Here is a 20,851-nt window from a genome sequence, read left to right on the forward strand (position 1 = left end):
TAGCATGTGGAACACTAATGTTTCCACATGCTATTTTTTATATAATAATACTTCAATCTTATCAACCTTAATAGCCTGAATCAGTTCTTCCGATGTAAGAAGAGACTGTTCGCCAGTTGTCATATTCTTCAAAGTTACCTTTCCTTCGTTCATTTCATTTTCTCCCACTATAGCTACAAAAGGAATCTGCTTGGCATTGGCATAACTCATCTGCTTTTTCATTTTTGCGCTATCCGGATAGATTTCAGCACGTATGCCTGCTGCACGAGCCTTGAACAAAATAGGAAGAGAATATTCTGTTTCCTTCTCTCCGAAGTTAACAAACAACAGCTGAGTTCCGTTCACCGCTTCCTTTGGATAAAGGTCCAACTGATTCAATACGTCGTAGATACGGTCGGCACCGAAAGAGATACCCACACCTGACATGCCATCCATTCCGAATACACCTGTCAAATTGTCATAACGTCCACCACCGCTGATACTTCCTATCTGAACATCAAGAGCCTTCACTTCGAATATGGCACCGGTATAATAATTCAATCCGCGAGCCAAAGTAAGGTCAAGTTCCACTTCCGATTTAACACCAAGCTGAGCCACATGCTTCAGGATAAATTCACTTTCTTCCACACCCTTAAGTCCTGTTTCGCTTGCAGCCAGAACAGTTTTCAGGGTTTCAAGTTTCTCTTCGTTCGAGCCACTCAACAGAATGATAGGTTGTAACTTGTCAATAGCTTCCTGAGAAATACCCTTCGATGCAAGTTCTGCATTCACATTGTCCAGGCCAATCTTGTCTAGTTTGTCAATAGCTACTGTGATATCTACTATCTTGTCTGCCTCACCGATGATTTCTGCTATTCCGGTAAGAATCTTGCGGTTGTTTATCTTGATGGAAACACGTATTCCGAATTTATTGAATACAGAATCAATCATCTGCACCAGTTCCACCTCGTTGATAAGAGAGTTGCTTCCCACCACGTCAGCATCACACTGATAGAATTCACGATAGCGTCCTTTCTGAGGGCGGTCAGCACGCCATACAGGCTGAATCTGGAAACGTTTGAAAGGGAAAGTAATTTCATCACGATGCATCACCACATAACGGGCGAAAGGTACAGTAAGGTCATAACGAAGTCCCTTCTCGCAGAACTTGCTTGCCAGTTTCACGGCATTGCGGCTCAACAGTTCCTCGTCAGTAATACCTGAGAAGTAGTCGCCTGAGTTCTGAATCTTGAAAAGAAGTTTATCTCCTTCCTCTCCGTATTTTCCCATCAGAGTAGAAAGGTTCTCCATTGAAGGTGTTTCTATCTGACTATATCCGTAGAGGTGGAAAACTTCGCGTATAGTATCGAATATATAGTTTCGTTTCGCCATTTCAACAGGCGAAAAATCTCTTGTTCCTTTCGGTATTCCCGGTTTTGTAGCCATATTGTTTCTGATTTAATTATTTTGCTTACAAAAGTAGACAATTATTTTATAAGAAGGAAATAATCGTGAAAATTACTCTTCGCGGCGTCCCATGTATATCATTATATAATATACCAAAGTGGCTAGCGAACCAAGAGCAGCAACCACGTAAGTATATGCAGCCGACTTAAGCGCATCTTTTGCCATACCATGATTTGAGGCATTTGTGATACCCGCACTGTTCAGCCATACCAAAGCACGACGGCTGGCATCAATCTCAACAGGCAGAGTTATAAAACTGAAAAGTGTTGTCATTGCGAAAAGACAGATACCTATCAGCAACAGCTGAGGAAAAGAATTGATAAGCAATATACCTGCAAGCAATATCCACGACATTATAGACGATGAGAACTGTACCACCGGCACCAGAGCAGAACGCATCTGCAGAGGAGCGTACGCACGGGCATGCTGTACTGCATGACCGCATTCGTGGGCAGCAACGGCAGCCGCAGCTACACTACATGACGAGTAAACACCTTCACTCAGGTTCACTGTTTTATTGGTTGGGTTAAAATGGTCTGTAAGCATTCCAGGAGTACTGATTACCCTTACATCGTATATACCGTTGTCACGCAACATCTTTTCTGCCACCTCGCGCCCTGTCATCCCGTTGTAGAGAGGAACCTTTGAATACTTATCAAACTTGCTTTTCAAACTGGACTGCACTATAAAACTCACTATAGCGATTCCAATAAAAATAATCCAACTAAATACCATATATTTTCTATTTTATAATTATTAATCAATGAATTGATGTACAAAAACCTTGCCAAAGTTTTTATATGCAATTCAATATATTATATTGCATTCTATATTACTGACATAAACAGACTACTAAAAACCATTCCAATGTAAATAAAAATTCTTTAGAATACGCCTTGACGTTTTAGACAAAACGAGCTGTCGTTTTAACCAAAACGTCAAGGCATATTTTTTAAACATCCAGGCCTGTATAATCTGACACTTATATATTCTGTTATTTTATAACTTTGACATACATCATATGTACTACACCGATACAATAATATATGCCTGATAACGCGTAGTAGGCAGTACCGGGGTAAGCGTAAGATAACCACTTCTGATACGGTTTCCGTCATCCATATCAAGAGGATATTCGTCAGTCATCCGTTTATGAAAATCAATTGCTTCATTGTCGGAATTATAATGTTCTACGACAAACAGACCAGCAGAAGCAGAAGATACATATATATCAAAAATCATGCGAGACACTACTCCCATGTTCATTCTCATATTTATTTCCACACAAGGATGCAACAATGTTCTACCGTTCTGATTGCATAACATCATGTCTACTCCGAAATAATCTGTATAAATTCCACCTATCATCTGATTGAAAATCTCAAGTAGTTTATTTCTGACTTCATACAATGTTTCCGGCCGTATACCATATTCCAACAAGCGGTATTCTATTCGAGAATCCGACATCAGAATATTCTGTTTATAATTGCCGAAATCGTCAGTCTCGAATAACGAATAACCTGCAAAAGTGACTTCACCGTCCGGTGATGAATAAAACTCCATTGCAAAATCGCACACCTTATTATATAGGGGTTCAGCCATAATGCATCCCTGAGTACGCAATATTCTGGAAGCCCAACCTTCGACATTCGAAGTCCAGTTTTCAGAAGAGACTCTACACAGCCCTCTGCCGCTCCCCGACCAAGGAGCTTTAAGTATTATTTTATCATACGAGGAAAGATGAATCTTCACTTCGTCCATATCATGACAACAAAAAGTTTCTCCGCACGTTCCATCAACAGACGAAAAATGTGTTAACACATCTACACACCTTTGACGTCCGGAAAGATAACGAATTTGGTCCAATTGCTTTACATCGGGGAGAAATCCCGACTCTACTCCTCCATTTGCCAACATATGAACTAAAGCTGGACTCCACCCCCACGGAGATATTTCACCTGATATAATATCGGCAGTAAATCTTTCATGAAAATCTTTATTCAGTACGGAAACCTGACTACAGAAACATTCGGCAGATTCAGTATCGGGGATTTTTATCAATGTGTCGTCCGGAGCATACCAGAGCGGCAAGAAAGCCAGATCATTAGTCATTCTGAGTATCTCGGAAGGGATTTTATAATATGGAGTAAAATTGGCAAGAGCCATGTCATGCCACGGATTGAAAATATACAATTGTTTTTTCATTATATGTATACACTGAATTTCTACAAAGATATACTAAAAAAATAATTTTTGCTATCTCTAGTTTGCAATATTATGAACAATTCGTATATTTGCACCCAAGTAAAGAATATATTCATGGAGGCTTTTTACAGAACACATTCTTATTTGGTTGAACATACCAATGTACCCGTACGCAGAGATCTGATGGATGAAATAGACTGGAGCGCACGCCTGATTGGTATTAAAGGAACGAGAGGAGTTGGAAAAACAACTTTCCTTTTACAATATGCAAAAGAGAAGTTTGGTTTTGACCGTTCTTGTTTGTATGTCAACATGAATAACTTTTACTTCTCGCAAGTAAACCTGGTTGATTTTGCTTCAGATTTTATCAAACGCGGAGGTAAAGTGCTTCTTATAGACCAGGTATTCAAACTGCCGGACTGGAGTAAATCATTACGAACATGTTATGACAGATTTCCTAATCTGAAAATCGTTTTTACAGGTTCATCAGTAATGAGATTAAAAGAAGAAAATCCGGAACTGAACGGAATAGTAAAATCTTACAATTTAAGAGGTTTCTCATTCAGGGAATTTCTTAACCTGCAAACCGGAAACAATTTCTCAAAATACACTCTTGAAGAGATACTGAACAACCACGAGCATATAGCAAAGACTATACTGCCGCATGTAAATCCGACCCAATATCTTCAGGATTACATACATCATGGGTTCTATCCATTTTTCCTCGAGAAAAGGAATTTCTCAGAGAATCTTCTGAAAACCATGAATATGATGGTGGAAGTAGACATTCTGCTGATAAAACAAATCGAATTGAAATATCTCTCGAAAATAAAAAAATTACTATATTTACTGGCGGTTGACGGACCGGGAGCTCCAAACGTGAGCCAGCTTGCCGAGGAAATACAAACATCCAGAGCAACTGTAATGAACTATATAAAGTATCTGGCTGATGCAAGACTGATAAACATGGTTTATCCAAAGGGTGAGGATTTTCCGAAGAAACCTTCAAAAATAATGATGCACAACACAAGCCTGATGTATAGCATTTATCCGGTTAAAGTGGAGGAACAGGATGTTCTTGAGACTTTCTTCGTTAATTCATTATGGAAAGACCATAAAATCAATAAGGGAGACAAGGGTACGTCTTTCCTGGTAGATAATGACCTGCATTTCAGGATTTGTGCTGACGGATGCAAATTCAAAACCAACCCGAATGTTTACTATGCCATGCACAAACTCGAACTGGGCCACGGAAACCAAATTCCGCTATGGATGTTTGGGTTCTTATATTGAAAAAACGAGAATAAAAGTTCTTATTAACTAATTATTATAATTTAGTAATTGTATGACTAAACAAAAAAAATTCATCACTTGTGATGGTAACCAGGCTGCTGCACATATTTCATATATGTTCTCAGAAGTAGCAGCTATCTACCCTATCACTCCATCTTCTACAATGGCTGAATATGTAGATGAATGGGCTGCCGCAGGACGTAAAAACATCTTCGGCGAAACAGTTCTTGTTCAGGAAATGCAGTCAGAAGGCGGTGCAGCAGGTGCTGTACACGGCTCTCTTCAGGCTGGTGCCTTGACTACTACTTACACTGCATCTCAGGGTCTTCTTCTTATGATCCCTAACATGTATAAGATTGCAGGTGAATTCCTTCCATGTGTATTCCACGTATCTGCACGTACACTTGCATCTCACGCATTGTGTATCTTCGGCGACCATCAGGACGTTATGTCTTGCCGTCAGACAGGTTTCGCTATGCTTTGCGAAGGTTCTGTACAGGAAGTTATGGATTTGGCTGGTGTTGCCCATTTGTCAACTATCAAGTCTCGCGTTCCATTCCTGAACTTCTTCGACGGTTTCCGTACTTCACACGAGATACAGAAAATTGAAATGCTGGAAAATGAAGACCTTGCTCCTCTTATCGATCAGAAAGCATTGGCTGAATTCCGCGAACGTGCTCTTAGCCCTAACAAACCTGTTGCGCGCGGTATGGCTGAAAACCCAGACCACTTCTTCCAGCACAGAGAATCATGCAACCCATTCTATGAAGCAGTTCCTGCTATCGTAGAAGAATATATGAACGAAATCAACAAGATTACAGGACGTAACTACGGCTTGTTCAACTACTATGGTGCTGAAGATGCTGAACGCGTAATCATCGCTATGGGTTCTGTAACTGAAGCTGCCCGCGAAGCTATCGACCACTTGGTAGCTAACGGTGAAAAAGTTGGTTTGGTTTCTGTACACTTGTATCGTCCATTCTCTGCTAAACACTTCCTTGCTGCTGTACCTAAGACTGCTAAACGTATCGCAGTTCTTGACCGTACAAAAGAACCTGGAGCTAACGGCGAACCTCTTTACCTTGACGTTAAAGACTGCTTCTACGGACAGGAAAATGCCCCAGTTATCGTTGGTGGACGCTATGGTCTTGGTTCTAAGGATACTACTCCTGCTCAGATTCTTTCTGTTTACGAAAACTTGGCATTGCCTACTCCTAAAGACCACTTCACAATCGGTATAGTTGACGACGTTACATTCACTTCTCTTCCTAAGAAAGAAGAAATCGCTCTTGGCGGTGAAGGTATGTTCGAAGCTAAGTTCTACGGACTTGGTGCTGACGGTACTGTAGGTGCTAACAAGAACTCTGTAAAAATCATTGGTGACAACACTAACAAATATTGCCAGGCATACTTCTCATACGACTCTAAGAAGTCTGGTGGTTTCACTTGCTCTCACTTGCGTTTCGGTGACCACCCAATCCGCTCTACATACTTGGTAACTACTCCTAACTTCGTAGCTTGCCACGTACAGGCTTACTTGCACATGTACGATGTAACTCGCGGTTTGCGTAAGAACGGTACTTTCCTTCTTAACACTATCTGGGAAGGTGAAGAACTTGCTAAGAACTTGCCTAACAAGGTTAAGAAATATTTCGCAGAAAATAATATCACTGTTTACTACATCAATGCAACTAAGATTGCTCAGGAAATCGGTCTTGGTAACCGTACTAACACAATCCTTCAGTCTGCATTCTTCCGTATCACAGGCGTTATCCCTGTAGAACTTGCTGTAGAACAGATGAAGAAATTCATCGTTAAGTCTTACGGTAAGAAGGGTGAAGACGTTGTAAACAAGAACTATGCTGCTGTTGACCGCGGTGGTGAATACAAACAGCTTACTGTTGACCCAGCATGGGCTAACCTCGAAGTTGAAGGTGCTGCCGCTAACAACGACCCGGCATTCATCAACGAAGTTGTTCGTCCTATCAACGCTCAGGATGGTGACTTGCTTCCAGTTTCTGCATTCAAAGGTATCGAAGACGGTACTTGGCATCAGGGAACAGCTAAATACGAAAAACGTGGTGTAGCTGCTTTCGTTCCAGAATGGAATGCTGAAAACTGTATCCAGTGTAACAAGTGTGCTTACGTTTGTCCTCACGCTGCTATCCGTCCATTCGTTCTTGACGCTAACGAACAGGCTGGTGCAAACTTCACTTCATTGAAGGCTGTTGGTAAGCAGTTCGACGGTATGACATTCCGTATGCAGGTTGACGTTTTGGACTGCTTGGGTTGCGGCAACTGTGCTGACGTATGTCCGGGTAATCCTAAGAAGGGTGGTAAGGCTCTTACTATGAAACCTCTTGAAACTCAGCTTTCTGAAGCTGCCAACTGGACTTACTGCGTTGACAACGTTAAGAGCAAACAGCACTTGGTTGACATCAAGGCTAACGTTAAGAACTCTCAGTTCGCTACTCCATTGTTCGAGTTCTCCGGTGCTTGCTCTGGTTGTGGTGAAACTCCATACGTTAAGTTGATTTCTCAGTTGTTCGGTGACCGTGAAATGGTAGCTAACGCAACAGGATGTTCTTCTATCTATTCAGGTTCAGTTCCTTCAACTCCATATACTACTAACGAAAAGGGTCAGGGTCCAGCATGGGCTAACTCATTGTTCGAAGACTTCTGCGAATTCGGTCTTGGTATGGAATTGGCTAACAAGAAACTCCGTAACCGTCTGGAAGAAGCTATGAAGGCTGCTATTGCTGCTGAAGGTACTCCAGCTGAATATAAAGAAGCATTCCAGGAATGGATTGACGGCCGCAACGATGCTGACAAGAGCAAGGCTGCTGCTGAAAAGATCATCCCTATGGTAGAAGCTGCTAAAGATAAATGCTCTTACTGCGCTACTATCGCTGAATTCAAAGACTACTTGGTAAAACGCTCACAGTGGATTATCGGTGGTGACGGTGCTTCTTACGATATAGGTTACGGTGGTCTTGACCATGTTATCGCTTCTGGCGAAGATGTAAACATCCTTGTACTTGATACAGAAGTTTACTCTAACACTGGTGGCCAGTCATCTAAGGCTACTCCTCTTGGTGCTATCGCTAAGTTTGCTGCATCTGGTAAGAGAGTACGTAAGAAAGACCTTGGTATGATCGCTACAACTTACGGATATGTTTACGTTGCACAGATTGCAATGGGTGCTGACCAGGCTCAGACATTGAAGGCTATCCGCGAAGCTGAAGCTTATCCAGGTCCATCATTGGTTATCGCTTATGCTCCATGTATCAACCACGGTTTGAAAGCTGGTATGGGTAAATCTCAGGCTGAAGAGGCTAAGGCTGTAGAATGTGGTTACTGGCACTTGTGGCGCTTCAACCCAGCATTGGAAGACGAAGGTAAGAACCCATTCTCACTTGACTCTAAAGAACCAAACTGGGAAGGATTCCAGGATTACTTGAAGGGGGAAGTTCGTTTCGCTTCTGTAATGAAACAGTATCCTACTGAAGCTGCTGACTTGTTCGCTGCTTGCGAAGACATGGCTAAGAAACGCTATGCATCTTACAAGCGTATGGCTGCAATGGACTGGAGTAACGAAGAATAATTCTTTGATTATATAACTCAATAAGTTATTGAGAATTATATAAACACTAAAAGAGGCTGTCTCAAAATAAATTTGAGATGGCCTCTTTCTTTATGATTATCATGAAGTAATGATTTTCCGGCTTTCTTCCTGTTCAGGCTCGCTAATATTTATGCATAATTTGGTAATCCCTCAGATTTTTACGTTGATCCAGTTTTAGACTTGTAACATACTGCTTTTACTGTTTCTGTCATACGGTTTACTGGTTTAACTCTCGGTTTAACTCTTGATTAAACTTTATAATGGTAAACCAACGTATAAACACGAAAAAAGCGACTATCTTTTTGAGATAATCGCTTGATTTTCTGAGTGATCCGCTTGGGGCTCGAACCCAAGACCCCAACATTAAAAGTGTTGTGCTCTACCTGCTGAGCTAGCGAATCAATCCTAATTGCTATCGTTATTTCCCGATTGCGAGTGCAAAGGTATTAATTATTTTCTAAACTCCAAAACTTTTCATAGCTTTTTTATCTAAAAAAATCGAGTAGCGTTACCAATAATTCATAATTTACTGATTTTCAGGATTATTTTCTTTCTGAAAATATTGCAAATCTTTACTCTTTATGAATCTCTGATAATACGAAAGCAACAAAGTTGTACATGGTAAGGCAATAATCATACCCAACATTCCCATAAGATAACCCCATATAGATAGAGAAAGAAGAATAATGGCAGGGTTCAATCCTGTTATCTTTCCCATAATCTTTGGGACAAGATACATATCCTGAATTATCTGAACAACACAAAAAACCAATAGAGCCAAACCTAATATTAAAATAAAACTTTCACCCGTATCAGCAGCTTTCAAAAGTGCTAAAATAATTGTCGGCACAAATCCTATTATCTGCAGGTAAGGAACCATGTTCAATAATCCTATAAATAGTCCAAGACCTATTGCCAAAGGAAAATCTATTATTACAAATCCTATACTGAACAGTATTCCCACACAGAAAGCAACCAAAGCCTGACCTCTAAAATATTTATTCATACTATCCTTTACATCTTCGACTACCTTAGTTACAGGCCCTCTGTATTTCGCCGGCAACAACATAATCCATCCGGCTGAAATCTTCTCATAATCCAAAAGAATAAAGAACAAATATAATATCACTACAAAAACTGTAAATATGGTCAATATAATATTATATGATGTAGATAGCAGCGACCACATCTTAGGCAATAAACTTTTGAGCGTATCAATTATATTTTCAGTATTCATGTGTTCCTGAATCCAAACCCAATTGATATTATTGTGGAGAAACTCAGTAATATCTTTTGGAATAGAATTTAATTTACCTCCTTCCGTAAAATAAATTTCAATCAACGATCTGAGTTTCATATACTCCTCTACCATAGGAGGAACAATCAATAAAAATCCTCCTGTTATTAAAAGCACGATACTTATCAATACTGCAATAATAGCAAGTGCCCTATTTTTGATTTTAAGTTTTTCCTGATAGAATTTCACCATAGGATACATCAAATATGCTATTATCCATGCAATGAAAAACGGAAGAAGCACTCCGCTAAGCATATTTAAAAGATATAGGACTGCAATAACAATAGCTCCGCCTATAGCACCGCGGATAAAACTGTCGAATGTTATTTTTCTCTGATTTTCCATAAGTCGGTTATTTTTGTTGCCTTATGTTGCAAAAATACAACTCTTATCCGTAATATATGTCTTTTGATTTTAAAATTATTGCTGATACAAGACATTACAATATACAACATCTGTTAAATTTTACACGATTAGTACCATTTAGAATAAAAACTTTCTACCTTTGTTATATTGATGTCAAACCAAACATATATGAGTAAACTTTATGTAGTTCCTACTCCGGTGGGAAATCTGGAAGATATGACTTTACGAGCTATAAGAGTCCTGAAGGAAGTTGATTTAATATTAGCTGAAGATACAAGGACAACAGGAATTCTTTTAAAGCATTTTGAAATAAAGAAGCCGATGCTTTCACACCACAAATTCAACGAGCATCAAACTGTAGAATCAGTAGTTTCACGCATTAAATCCGGAGAGAATATTGCGTTGGTTTCAGATGCAGGTACTCCAGGAATTTCGGATCCGGGATTTCTAGTAGTAAGAGAATGCGTACGCAACGGAGTAGAAGTACAATGTCTGCCGGGAGCCACAGCTTTTGTTCCTGCAATAGTTTCATCAGGTCTTCCCAACGAACGTTTCTGCTTTGAAGGCTTTTTGCCTCAGAAGAAAGGAAGAATGACAAGGCTCAACTCGCTGGTATCCGAAACGAGAACCATGATTTTCTATGAATCGCCATATCGTCTGGTAAAGACACTGACTCAATTTTCCGAAATATTTGGCGAAGAACGACTTGTTGCAGTATGCAGGGAAATCTCAAAGATTCATGAAGAATGCGTACGCGGAACTATTAAAGAAGTTGTAGAACATTTTACACAGACAGAACCTAAAGGAGAAATTGTTATCATTCTCCAAGGAAACCAAGAATAAACAGAAACTATAAATAATAACAATCATGAAAAAAGTAGTATTATTTTCGGTATGTATTGCCGCATTAATGGCATCGTCATGTAACAACATGAACAAAAAGAATGATGACCTTAAGGCACAGAATGATTCATTGATTACTGAATTGTCCAACAGAAATGTAGAATTGGATGAAATAATGGGAGCTTTTAATGAAATCCAGGAAGGATTCCGCGAAATCAATGAAGCAGAAAACAGAGTTGACTTGAATGGTGGTGCAATAGAAAATCAGTCTACTGCAAATAAAATCAAAGATGACATAAAATTCATCAGCAAAAAGCTAAAAGACAACAGAGAACTGATAGCAAAACTAGAACAACAACTGAAAAACAGCAATTATAAAAGCCAACAGCTGAAACGAGCACTGGAAAATCTGACTGCAGAACTGGCTGCTAAACAACAACAGATAGAAACATTGCAGACAGAACTGGCTTCAAAGAATATCAGAATAGCCGAACTGGACGAAGCTGTAGTGTCGCTGACCAAAAACGTAGATCAGTTGTCTGCTGAAAACGAAGAAAAGAGCAAAACTGTAGAAGCTCAAGACAAAGCACTTAACACTGCATGGTATGTATTCGGTACAAAAAGCGAACTAAAAGACCAGAAAATACTAAAAGGCGGTGACGTTCTTAAAGAAAATGATTTCAACAAAGAATATTTCACTGAAATAGATATCAGAAAGACCAAGACAATAAAACTGTATTCAAAACGTGCAGAACTTTTGACATCACACCCACAAGGCTCATATAAACTTGAGAAAGACGACAAAGGACAGTACGTTCTGGAAATAACAAAAGCAGATGATTTCTGGAGTATCTCAAGATATCTGGTTATACAGGTAAGATAAAATAAATTTTAGCAAGACAAAATACATTCAATAAAATCACACTCACAATAAAGGGCTAACTTTATAGGTTAGCCTTTTATTTTATACCCATATAAACAAAAAAATCAGATTGAATATTCAATCTGATTTCCTTCGAGCCTCTTGTCGGATTCGAACCAACGACCCCGAGATTACAAATCACGTGCTCTGGCCAACTGAGCTAAAGAGGCAAAGAATATATTTCAATATGTTTTTATTTCGAGCCTCTTGTCGGATTCGAACCAACGACCCCGAGATTACAAATCACGTGCTCTGGCCAACTGAGCTAAAGAGGCAGGGAAATATATTCCAATATGTTTTATTTCGAGCCTCTTGTCGGATTCGAACCAACGACCCCGAGATTACAAATCACGTGCTCTGGCCAACTGAGCTAAAGAGGCAGGTGGGTAAGCTTACCATATCGCGCCGCTACAACCAACTACCTTTGCTGCGATCAAGCCCTGGAGGATTCGAAGGGAGCTGGCCGTATGGGACTTACCCATGTTATGTATCGCAATCAATTAATGTCTTTTCAGTATTTCCTGATTGCGGGTGCAAAGGTAGGTATTTTTTTCAATTACACAACTATTATTGAATAAAAAAATAAAGTTTTACCCTTAAAAAGATGTTTTTTCGCTCTTTTGTATACTTTCTATGCCGAAAAAACTTACTTTTGCACTATAATTATATTATAACAAAAGGACATGCAAGACAAACCAAAAACTCTACAGGAACATGCAATGCGTTTCGGCACTATGATGGGAATTTTCTGGATAATCAAATTCTCGTTTCTGCCTATAGGTTTCAAAATACCACTGCTGCAACTTCTATTCATTTTTATGACTATGTTTGTCCCCATACTAGGATACATATACATCCGTAAGTACAGAGAACGCTACTGCAACGGAGAGTTGTCATTTGCCCGCGGATGGATATTTTCATTATATATGTATTTCTTCGCATCGCTTCTAACAGCTGCTGCACATTATATTTATTTCCAGTTCATAGACAACGGATATCTTACCGGTACATATATGGAACAGCTGGAAAGTCTTAAATCTACACTTACGGGCGACCTTGAGGCATCGATAGACCAACTGATACAGAATCTTGACACAATAGCATCAATGTCGGCACTGCAGCTCACCATGCAATTAATATTCCAGAACATATTCTACGGAGCCATACTGTCATTGCCTACTGCACTACTGGCTATGCGAAGGAAGAAGAAAATCATAAACCAACAATAACATAAAAAAACTCAAATGGACATATCAGTAGTAATACCTCTATATAACGAAGAAGAATCATTGCCGGAACTTCAGGCGTGGATAGAAAAAGTAATGCACGAGCATGGCTTCAGCTACGAAATAATCTTCGTCAACGATGGCAGCACAGACCATTCATGGAACGTGATAGAAGACCTAAGCAAGAAGCATGACAATATAAAAGGAATAAAATTCCGCCGCAACTACGGGAAGTCCCCTGCCCTGTTCTGCGGATTCGAAAAGGCAGAAGGAGATGTAGTCATAACAATGGATGCCGACTTACAGGACAGCCCTGATGAAATTCCGGAACTGTACAGAATGATTACAGAAGACGGATACGATCTGGTGTCGGGATGGAAACAGAAAAGATACGATCCTCTTTCGAAGACTATTCCTACCAAGCTGTTTAATGCCACAGCAAGAAAAGTTTCAGGAATAAAGAATCTGCATGATTTCAACTGCGGACTGAAAGCATACCGTCGCGAAGTAATAAAAAACATAGAAGTGTATGGCGAAATGCACCGCTACATACCATATCTGGCAAAGAATGCCGGTTTCAGCAAAATAGGCGAAAAAGTGGTTCATCATCAGGCACGCAAATATGGAAAGACAAAATTCGGTATAAACAGATTCGTAAACGGTTATCTTGACCTTATCACATTATGGTTCCTCTCTAAATTCGGAGTGAAACCTATGCACATTTTCGGATTCCTTGGTTCCATTATGTTTTTCCTTGGATTTCTGGCACTGATAGCCGTTGGAGCAATGAAGATTTACAATATGCACGCAGGCAATCCGTACAGCCTGGTGACAGACAATCCTTATTTCTTCCTTGCACTGACAACAATGATACTAGGTACGCAACTGTTTCTGGCCGGATTCCTTGGCGAACTCATTGCCCGAAACTCTACAGAGAGGAACAAATACCAAATAGAAAAAGAACTATAACGTATACAATGAAGAGACTACCCCTGATTTTCATAATATTCACACTGGTCGCAACATTAATGCTTAACGGTTGCGAAGGTGAAGTATGTCCACCCAATGCAATGGCATATGCAAAATTCACCCTGGTGAGCCAACACGGAACAGCTGTAGCACCCACAGTACCAACAAGCATCATAGGACAAATGACAGCCGATGTTACTGTATTCGACACTCTGGACAATGGTGAAATAGTAGAAAGAATAGTTGAAGACTCCATTATCAGCGACACACTGATAAATAAGGAAAGCAATATGAGCACATTCAAGGTTCCACTAAGCTATTCCGACGAAACTACATTCATCATAAGCTACGATGGCGAACAGCAGGATTATATAACAATCAAGCACCGCAATATCCCATATTTCATGAGTGTAGATTGTGGCACTATGATGTTCCACGAAGCGACAGAAGTGACACACAGTTACGGGATAGACTCTGTAGTAATAGTAAATCCAAACATTGACAATTATGAGAAAGAAAACTTCAGGATATATTTTACAATTGCTGATACTCAGTAGTCTGCTGATATGTCCGATGTATGCTTTCGCACAAGACAAGAAGGACAAGGAAAAAGAAAAGACAGAAAATGTAAAGCTGTATCAGGGAACCACCATTGGTGTAGAAATAGCAGGCCTTGGGAATTATGTGCTGGGCAGCGATATATTGAGCAGCGAAGTAATGTTGCAGGCAAACTTTCTGAACCGTTTCCTGCCTGTAGTTGAAGTAGGATACGGCAAAGTAAATACACTGAGTGATGCCACCGACATACATTACAAGACAGCCGCACCGTTCTTCAAAATAGGAGCCGACTATAACTTCTTCCACGACAAGCCTCATTTGCCGGGATTCCTGTTCGGAGGTATCAGGTATGGCTTTTCATCATTCACATATGATGTAGACGGTCCAGACATGACAGACACCAATTACGGAGGACAGATACACGTTCCATTCTCATACCACGGTGTAAATACTACTGCTCATTGGCTGGAGATAGTAGGCGGAATGAAAGTAAAAATCTACAAAGGTTTCTGTATGGGTTGGAGCGTAAAATATAAAAAGCGTCTCAGCTACACCAAACATGCCAATACAGAACCTTGGTACATACCCGGCTATGGCGAGAATGCAGGAACAGGTTTCACCCTGTCATATCATCTGATGTACAATCTTCCATTTTAACATATGAGTGTAATTGAAATTTGGCTGCTGGCCGTAAGCCTGGCCATCGACTGTTTTACCGTTTCAGTGGCAAGCGGTATTATTCTTCATAAAATAGAGTGGAAAATATTTCTGAAGATGGGCTTCTTCTTCGGACTGTTCCAGGCCATGATGCCGTTTTTGGGATGGGCAGGAGCAAAGAACTTCCATCACTATATAGAAGCATACGATCACTGGATAGCTTTCGGACTGCTTACATTCCTTGGCATAAGGATGATAAAGGAATACTTCAGCGACGATGAGTCATGCAGTTTCGACCCACACAAACTGAAAGTCATACTCACACTGGCTGTAGCCACAAGTATTGATGCACTGGCTGTAGGCATATCATTCGCATTCACCGGATTCAAGACACTTGCTTCACTTGCACATCCGCTTATAGCCATCGGAGTTGCATCATTCGTAATCTCAATAATAGGAAGCCTTATCGGGGTTTTCTTCGGAAAGCGGTTTAACCTAAAGATGGAGATATTCGGAGGACTGGTACTTATAGGCATAGGAGTGAAAATTCTAATAGAACATTTATCATAAAAAACATACAGAAACATGAACAATAAATCATTGAAGTGGCAGATACCATTCCTGATTCTGCTCATAGTAGGAACATTTTTCATTCTGAAAAAACAGCCACCTTTCCACACAGACCAGGGACTGGTGTTCGGCACAATGTACAAGATAACATATCAGCATGCCGAAAACCTCAAACCGGAAATTGAGGCAGCCCTGAAAGAGGTGGACAATTCACTTTCGCCTTTCAACAAGAATTCGGTCATCACACGCATAAACAATAATACCGACATGACTGCCGACAGTCTTCTGACCGACGTATTTATGCTTGCAAAAAGTATATCAGAAGAAACAGACGGAGCCTTCGACATAACAGTGGCGCCACTCGTCAATGCATGGGGGTTCGGATTCGACAGTTCCACAAACGTAAGCCGCGAGACTATAGACTCGCTACGCCAGTTTGTTGGTTTCGATAAGATATCTCTCAAGGACGGGGAAATAATAAAGCAGGACAGCAGAACCATGCTTGACTGTAGCGCAATAGCCAAAGGCTACGGAGTGGACCACGTGGCACGACTTCTTGACAGCAAGGGAGTGGAAAACTATATGATAGACATAGGTGGCGAGCTTGTACTGAAAGGCAAAAATCCAAGAATGAATCCGTGGCGCATAGGAATAAACAAGCCTATAGACGATTCTCTTTCAGTAAATCAGGAATTGCAGACTGTAATGGAAATCACAAATGCCGGACTTGCCACATCGGGCAATTACCGCAACTTTTATTACAAGGACGGCAAGAAATATGCACATACCATAAATCCGCGTACAGGATATCCTGTGCAGCACAACATACTGTCGTCTACGGTAGTGGCAAAAAACTGTGCTACAGCCGATGCTTATGCCACTGCTTTTATGGTTTTAGGACTTGACTCTGCTGTTGCCATCTGCAATGCTCACCCAGAGATTGATGCTTATTTTATTTATTCTGACGAAAACGATTCAACCAAAGTGTTCTACACAAAAGGGATGAAAAGATTCATCAGAAACAAATAAATCGTGAAAACAGAACATTTTTATCGTCACACGTACGTGTCACTATAGTTACACGAGGGTGTGACTTAAGTCACACGAACGTGTTACGAGCGTTACACAAACGTGTTACGGTAATTCAGCACAAGTATTTTTGACTATAACTGAATTTGCCTTACACTTTTATTGGTTTATTATTAAAGCTTTCCAGATAAACAATAGCCTGTTTCTTTTATTTTGTAGTCTAAAACACGTTCTATTTTGTTATATATTACATAATTAGTATTTTTGTACCTTCCATATAGAATACAGAAAATATGAGGTTTAAATACTTTATTATATTTATCATATCATTCCTCTTTTACAGAGGCGTAAATATTTACGCCCAAACCAGCAATGAATATTACCATGAAGAATATTTACCTTCTGACTCCATCTTTGCTAATTATCTTAAATCAAGAAATATTCCGATATACAACAACAATGAAATAGAGCTATTACCCAACGGAAGAATCAAATTTGAAAGTTTGTTCGAGGCTATCAGAAAAGCACAAAAGCATATTCACCTGGAGTATTTCAATTTCAGAAGCGATTCTATAGCCAAAGAAATTTTCACTTTATTAGCAGAGAAAGCTAAAGAAGGGGTAAAAGTCAGAGCCATGTTCGATGATTTCGGAAACCTGTCAAATAACAGGCCCCTCCGCAAGGAGCATCTCAAGATGCTGAATGACAGAGGGATAGAAATCATAAGATTTGACCCGATGAAATTTCCATACATAAATCATGCATTCAGCAGAGACCATCAGAAAATAGTTATAATAGACGGAAAGACAGGTTTTACAGGTGGTATGAATATTGCCGACTACTATATAAACGGGCTACCGGAAATAGGTCCGTGGAGAGATATGCATATATGTATAGAAGGTCCGGCTGTAACCGGTTTGCAAAAGGCGTTCCTATATGTGTGGAATCAAGAGACCAAACAAAACATAGACGGAGACACTTATTTCCCTTACGGAAAAGATTCTACTTATACTCCAAAACAGCTTGGCAAACAGGTGGCTATAGTGCAAAGAGTCCCACACAAATCGCCTGATGCGGTAAGAAGAGCTTATATAGAGGCTATGGATGCAGCAGAGCATCATATTCGTATAGTTACGCCATACTTCACTCCCACAAGGAGTGTAAGGAAAGCAATATACAGAGCACTTAAAAGAGGTATCAAAGTAGAAATTATGCTTTCTGAAAAATGCGATATATCATTCACTCCTGACGGTGGTTTTTATTATGCCAATAAATTCAGAAAAGCAGGAGCACATATATACCTGTACAAAGGCGGATTTCACCATACAAAAGTTATGACTGTAGACGACAGGTTCTGTACTGTAGGAAGTACAAACCTAAACAGCAGAAGCCTGAAATATGATTATGAAATAAATGCATTTATTTTAGACTTGGGAACCACATACGAACTGGACAAAATATACAATAAGGATAAGGCAGACAGCGAAAGGATGACAAAAGAATACTACAGAAAAAGAGGAGTCTGGAGAAACTTTGTAGGGTGGTTCGCACATCTTTTGACACCAGTCATTTAATAACACTATAGCTTGCTGACCATATTACAAGCAAAATAAAAAACTTTGTGTACGTTTATGTCCGTTTTTTTTTCTAAATTTGTCTCCATTGTAAACAATACATACAAATATAGAATAAAAATGAGCGTAATAGATTTGATAAATGCCGAGAAAACCACTGCATTCTCATTCGAAATTCTTCCTCCGCTGAAAGGTGCAGGAATAGACAAACTGATGTCAGATATTGAAACCCTTCTTCCATATAACCCTAAATACATTAACATCACTACACACCGTAGTGAGTACGTATATATGCCTGAACCGAATGGTATGTATTGTCGTAAACTTACAAGAAGACGCCCGGGTACTGTAGCTGTAGCTGCTGCAATTAAAGCCAAATATGGAGTGACTGTAGTACCTCACATGCTGTGTAGCGGATATACACCAGAAGAAACAGAATATACACTGATAGACCTTCAATTTCTAGGTATAACAGACCTGCTGGTTCTAAGGGGCGACAAGGCACCTCACCAAAAAAGTTTCACTCCGGAAAATGGAGGACACGCACATGCCATCGACCTTCAGCACCAGATAAACAAATACAATCAAGGATTCTTCTTCGATGGTAAGGAAATGGATAAACTTCCGCCGCAATTCTGCTATGGTGTGGCATGTTATCCGGAAAAACATGAGGAATCGCCAAACGCTGAAAGAGATTTATACTGGCTCAAACAAAAAGTTGAGGCAGGAGCGCAATATGCCGTTACACAAATGTTTTTCGATAATGAAAAATACTTTGATTTTGTCGACAAAGCACGCAAAGAAGGAATAAACATACCGATAATACCCGGTATCAAACCATTGAAAAAGCTAAACCAGCTGAACGTCCTGCCAAGAACATTCAAAATAGACCTTCCTGAGACATTGGCTTCGGAAGTAAGAAAATGCAAAACAGATGAAGAAGTTGCAAGCCTTGGATGTGAATGGACTATTAACCAATGTAAGGAATTAATGTCGCATGGTGTTCCTAGCATACACTTCTATTCGGTAGGAGCAGTAGATTCGATTGCCAAAATAGCAAAAGCTATTTACTAATATAAAAACAAAAAATGAATAGCATACATACAATAACCAAAGGAGGATTTGCCTCTGTAATAGGGCAACAGGAAGCCGCAAGTATGGTAACACAGGCCATGCGTGCCGGAAGATTGCCGCATGCCATCATGGTTTGCGGACCATCCGGATGCGGGAAACTCTCTTTTGCCTTAGCTCTGGCCAAATATGTATGCTGTACAAATCCTTCTGAAAGCGATTCTTGTGGAGAGTGTATCTCATGCCGTCTGATAGATAAACAGGAACACCCGGACATTCATTTCGTATTTCCTGTAATAAGAAAAAAAGACGGATCAGCAGTAGTATCCGACGACTGGATTAGCGAATGGAGACAAAGGTTAAGACAGTCACCGTATTTCTCACTTGCTGATTGGTGCAGAGAAATGGGCGACCCCAATAAACAGCCACTTATATATACTTCCGAAAGCAATGAAATACAACGTAAGCTTTCACTTAAATCTGCAATGGGGGGATATAAGGTAGCAATAATCTGGCTACCAGAGAAGATGAACGCCGAGTGTGCAAATAAATTACTGAAGCTGGTAGAAGAACCTCCGGAAAAGACTCTGTTCATCATGGTGAGCGAGGAACCCGAATACGTATTACCTACACTGGCGGGAAGAACGCAAAGAGTTAATCTTATTCCAATAGAGCAAGATATCTTAAAAGACTATCTTATTGAAAAATTCGGACTCACAGAAACCGAAGCAAAAGATATAGCCAGATTATCGGAAGGAAGCGTATTACAGGCTATTCAAAACATAAGCCTAAGCGATGAAGAGAAAGCATGCTTTGACAGTTTCACCACACTAATGCGCCAGGCTTGGCGTCGCGACATACGTTCACTTAAAGACTGGAGTGAACAAATGGCATCGTGGGGAAGAGAAAGGCATAAAATATTTCTCAGGTATGCAGCTAGAATGAACCGTGAGAACTTCATGGCAAATTTCAGAACTCCTGACATAAATTACATGAACAGCGAGGAAGCCGCTTTCGCGGTACGTTTCGCACCATTTATTAACGAACGGAATGTTTATGGAATAGAAGAATTAATCGAAGAAGCCATAACACACATAGAACAAAACGTAAATCCCAAAATGGTATTCTTCGATCTGGCAGTAAGAATGATAGTCTTAATAAAAAACAGATAATATAAACCGTATTTTTTACGGTACTTAA

17 protein-coding genes and 4 tRNA genes are annotated in these 20,851 nt (G+C 40.0%); 13 read left to right on the forward strand and 8 right to left on the reverse strand.

Annotation, left to right across the window (positions count from 1 at the left end; all coding sequences use genetic code 11):
* Positions 1–30: 30 nt before the first annotated feature.
* From hisS to I6E11_RS04175, 3 genes are all read right to left on the reverse strand, one after another.
* Positions 31–1,425, reverse strand: a complete 1,395-nt coding sequence (gene hisS, locus I6E11_RS04165; protein ID WP_235336562.1) for a histidine--tRNA ligase — start codon at positions 1,423–1,425, stop codon at positions 31–33.
* A gap of 72 nt (positions 1,426–1,497) precedes the next feature.
* On the reverse strand, positions 1,498–2,181 hold the full coding sequence (locus I6E11_RS04170) for a zinc metallopeptidase (protein ID WP_235336563.1): 684 nt from the start codon (positions 2,179–2,181) through the stop codon (positions 1,498–1,500).
* 291 nt (positions 2,182–2,472) lie between these two features.
* On the reverse strand, positions 2,473–3,651 hold the full coding sequence (locus tag I6E11_RS04175) for a hypothetical protein (protein ID WP_235336564.1): 1,179 nt from the start codon (positions 3,649–3,651) through the stop codon (positions 2,473–2,475).
* Between the two features lie 114 nt (positions 3,652–3,765).
* Here I6E11_RS04175 and I6E11_RS04180 point away from each other — a divergent pair, with 114 nt between their 5' ends.
* On the forward strand, positions 3,766–4,944 hold the full coding sequence (locus I6E11_RS04180; RefSeq protein WP_235336624.1) for an ATP-binding protein: 1,179 nt from the start codon (positions 3,766–3,768) through the stop codon (positions 4,942–4,944).
* A 52-nt stretch (positions 4,945–4,996) separates the two neighbouring features.
* Positions 4,997–8,548, forward strand: coding sequence for a pyruvate:ferredoxin (flavodoxin) oxidoreductase (gene nifJ / locus I6E11_RS04185; RefSeq protein WP_235336565.1), 3,552 nt, complete (start codon positions 4,997–4,999; stop codon positions 8,546–8,548).
* Between the two features lie 349 nt (positions 8,549–8,897).
* Here nifJ and I6E11_RS04190 read toward each other — a convergent pair.
* Positions 8,898–8,970, reverse strand: a tRNA-Lys gene (locus I6E11_RS04190).
* A 125-nt stretch (positions 8,971–9,095) separates the two neighbouring features.
* Entirely contained in the window at positions 9,096–10,211 is a 1,116-nt protein-coding gene (locus I6E11_RS04195) for an AI-2E family transporter (RefSeq protein WP_235336566.1), read from the reverse strand.
* A 189-nt stretch (positions 10,212–10,400) separates the two neighbouring features.
* Between I6E11_RS04195 and rsmI the strand changes: the two genes are divergently transcribed.
* Together rsmI and I6E11_RS04205 are read left to right on the forward strand one after the other, a co-directional pair.
* On the forward strand, positions 10,401–11,075 hold the full coding sequence (rsmI, locus tag I6E11_RS04200) for a 16S rRNA (cytidine(1402)-2'-O)-methyltransferase (protein ID WP_235336567.1): 675 nt from the start codon (positions 10,401–10,403) through the stop codon (positions 11,073–11,075).
* 25 nt (positions 11,076–11,100) lie between these two features.
* The gene (locus I6E11_RS04205; protein WP_235336568.1) at positions 11,101–11,958 is read left to right on the forward strand and encodes a Cbp1 family collagen-binding glycoprotein adhesin; all 858 of its coding nucleotides are present in this window, start codon (positions 11,101–11,103) and stop codon (positions 11,956–11,958) included.
* Between the two features lie 135 nt (positions 11,959–12,093).
* Here the strand turns inward: I6E11_RS04205 and I6E11_RS04210 are convergent.
* The 3 genes from I6E11_RS04210 to I6E11_RS04220 all read right to left on the reverse strand — a co-directional run bounded on the left by I6E11_RS04210 (position 12,094) and on the right by I6E11_RS04220 (position 12,377).
* Positions 12,094–12,167, reverse strand: a tRNA-Thr gene (locus I6E11_RS04210).
* Between the two features lie 31 nt (positions 12,168–12,198).
* A tRNA-Thr gene (locus tag I6E11_RS04215) sits at positions 12,199–12,272 on the reverse strand.
* Positions 12,273–12,303: 31 nt separating this feature from the next.
* A tRNA-Thr gene (locus tag I6E11_RS04220) sits at positions 12,304–12,377 on the reverse strand.
* 303 nt (positions 12,378–12,680) lie between these two features.
* On the opposite strand from I6E11_RS04220, the gene I6E11_RS04225 reads away from it, so the two are divergent.
* The 9 genes from I6E11_RS04225 to I6E11_RS04265 all read left to right on the forward strand — a co-directional run bounded on the left by I6E11_RS04225 (position 12,681) and on the right by I6E11_RS04265 (position 20,823).
* Positions 12,681–13,226, forward strand: coding sequence for a DUF4199 domain-containing protein (locus I6E11_RS04225; protein ID WP_235336569.1), 546 nt, complete (start codon positions 12,681–12,683; stop codon positions 13,224–13,226).
* A 15-nt stretch (positions 13,227–13,241) separates the two neighbouring features.
* Positions 13,242–14,192: a glycosyltransferase gene (locus tag I6E11_RS04230; RefSeq protein WP_235336570.1), complete on the forward strand. Its 951-nt coding sequence runs from the start codon at positions 13,242–13,244 to the stop codon at positions 14,190–14,192.
* An 8-nt stretch (positions 14,193–14,200) separates the two neighbouring features.
* Complete coding sequence (locus I6E11_RS04235; RefSeq protein ID WP_235336571.1) at positions 14,201–14,749, forward strand: DUF6452 family protein; 549 nt, start codon at positions 14,201–14,203, stop codon at positions 14,747–14,749.
* Positions 14,700–15,407: a DUF6048 family protein gene (locus I6E11_RS04240; protein ID WP_235336572.1), complete on the forward strand. Its 708-nt coding sequence runs from the start codon at positions 14,700–14,702 to the stop codon at positions 15,405–15,407. Before I6E11_RS04235 ends, I6E11_RS04240 begins: the two co-directional genes overlap by 50 nt.
* Before the next feature lie 3 nt (positions 15,408–15,410).
* The gene (locus tag I6E11_RS04245) at positions 15,411–15,977 is read left to right on the forward strand and encodes a manganese efflux pump MntP (protein WP_235336573.1); all 567 of its coding nucleotides are present in this window, start codon (positions 15,411–15,413) and stop codon (positions 15,975–15,977) included.
* A 15-nt stretch (positions 15,978–15,992) separates the two neighbouring features.
* Complete coding sequence (locus I6E11_RS04250) at positions 15,993–17,006, forward strand: FAD:protein FMN transferase (protein WP_235336574.1); 1,014 nt, start codon at positions 15,993–15,995, stop codon at positions 17,004–17,006.
* 293 nt (positions 17,007–17,299) lie between these two features.
* Positions 17,300–18,580, forward strand: a complete 1,281-nt coding sequence (locus I6E11_RS04255) for a phospholipase D-like domain-containing protein (protein ID WP_235336575.1) — start codon at positions 17,300–17,302, stop codon at positions 18,578–18,580.
* A gap of 120 nt (positions 18,581–18,700) precedes the next feature.
* On the forward strand, positions 18,701–19,654 hold the full coding sequence (gene metF, locus I6E11_RS04260; protein WP_235336576.1) for a methylenetetrahydrofolate reductase [NAD(P)H]: 954 nt from the start codon (positions 18,701–18,703) through the stop codon (positions 19,652–19,654).
* Positions 19,655–19,668: 14 nt separating this feature from the next.
* A complete protein-coding gene (locus I6E11_RS04265) occupies positions 19,669–20,823 on the forward strand; it encodes a DNA polymerase III subunit (protein WP_235336577.1) in 1,155 nt (384 codons plus the stop codon).
* Positions 20,824–20,851: the final 28 nt, after the last annotated feature.

The sequence above is a fragment of the Bacteroides caecigallinarum genome (genome assembly GCF_021531075.1).
GTDB classification, from domain to species: domain Bacteria; phylum Bacteroidota; class Bacteroidia; order Bacteroidales; family Bacteroidaceae; genus Phocaeicola; species Phocaeicola caecigallinarum_B.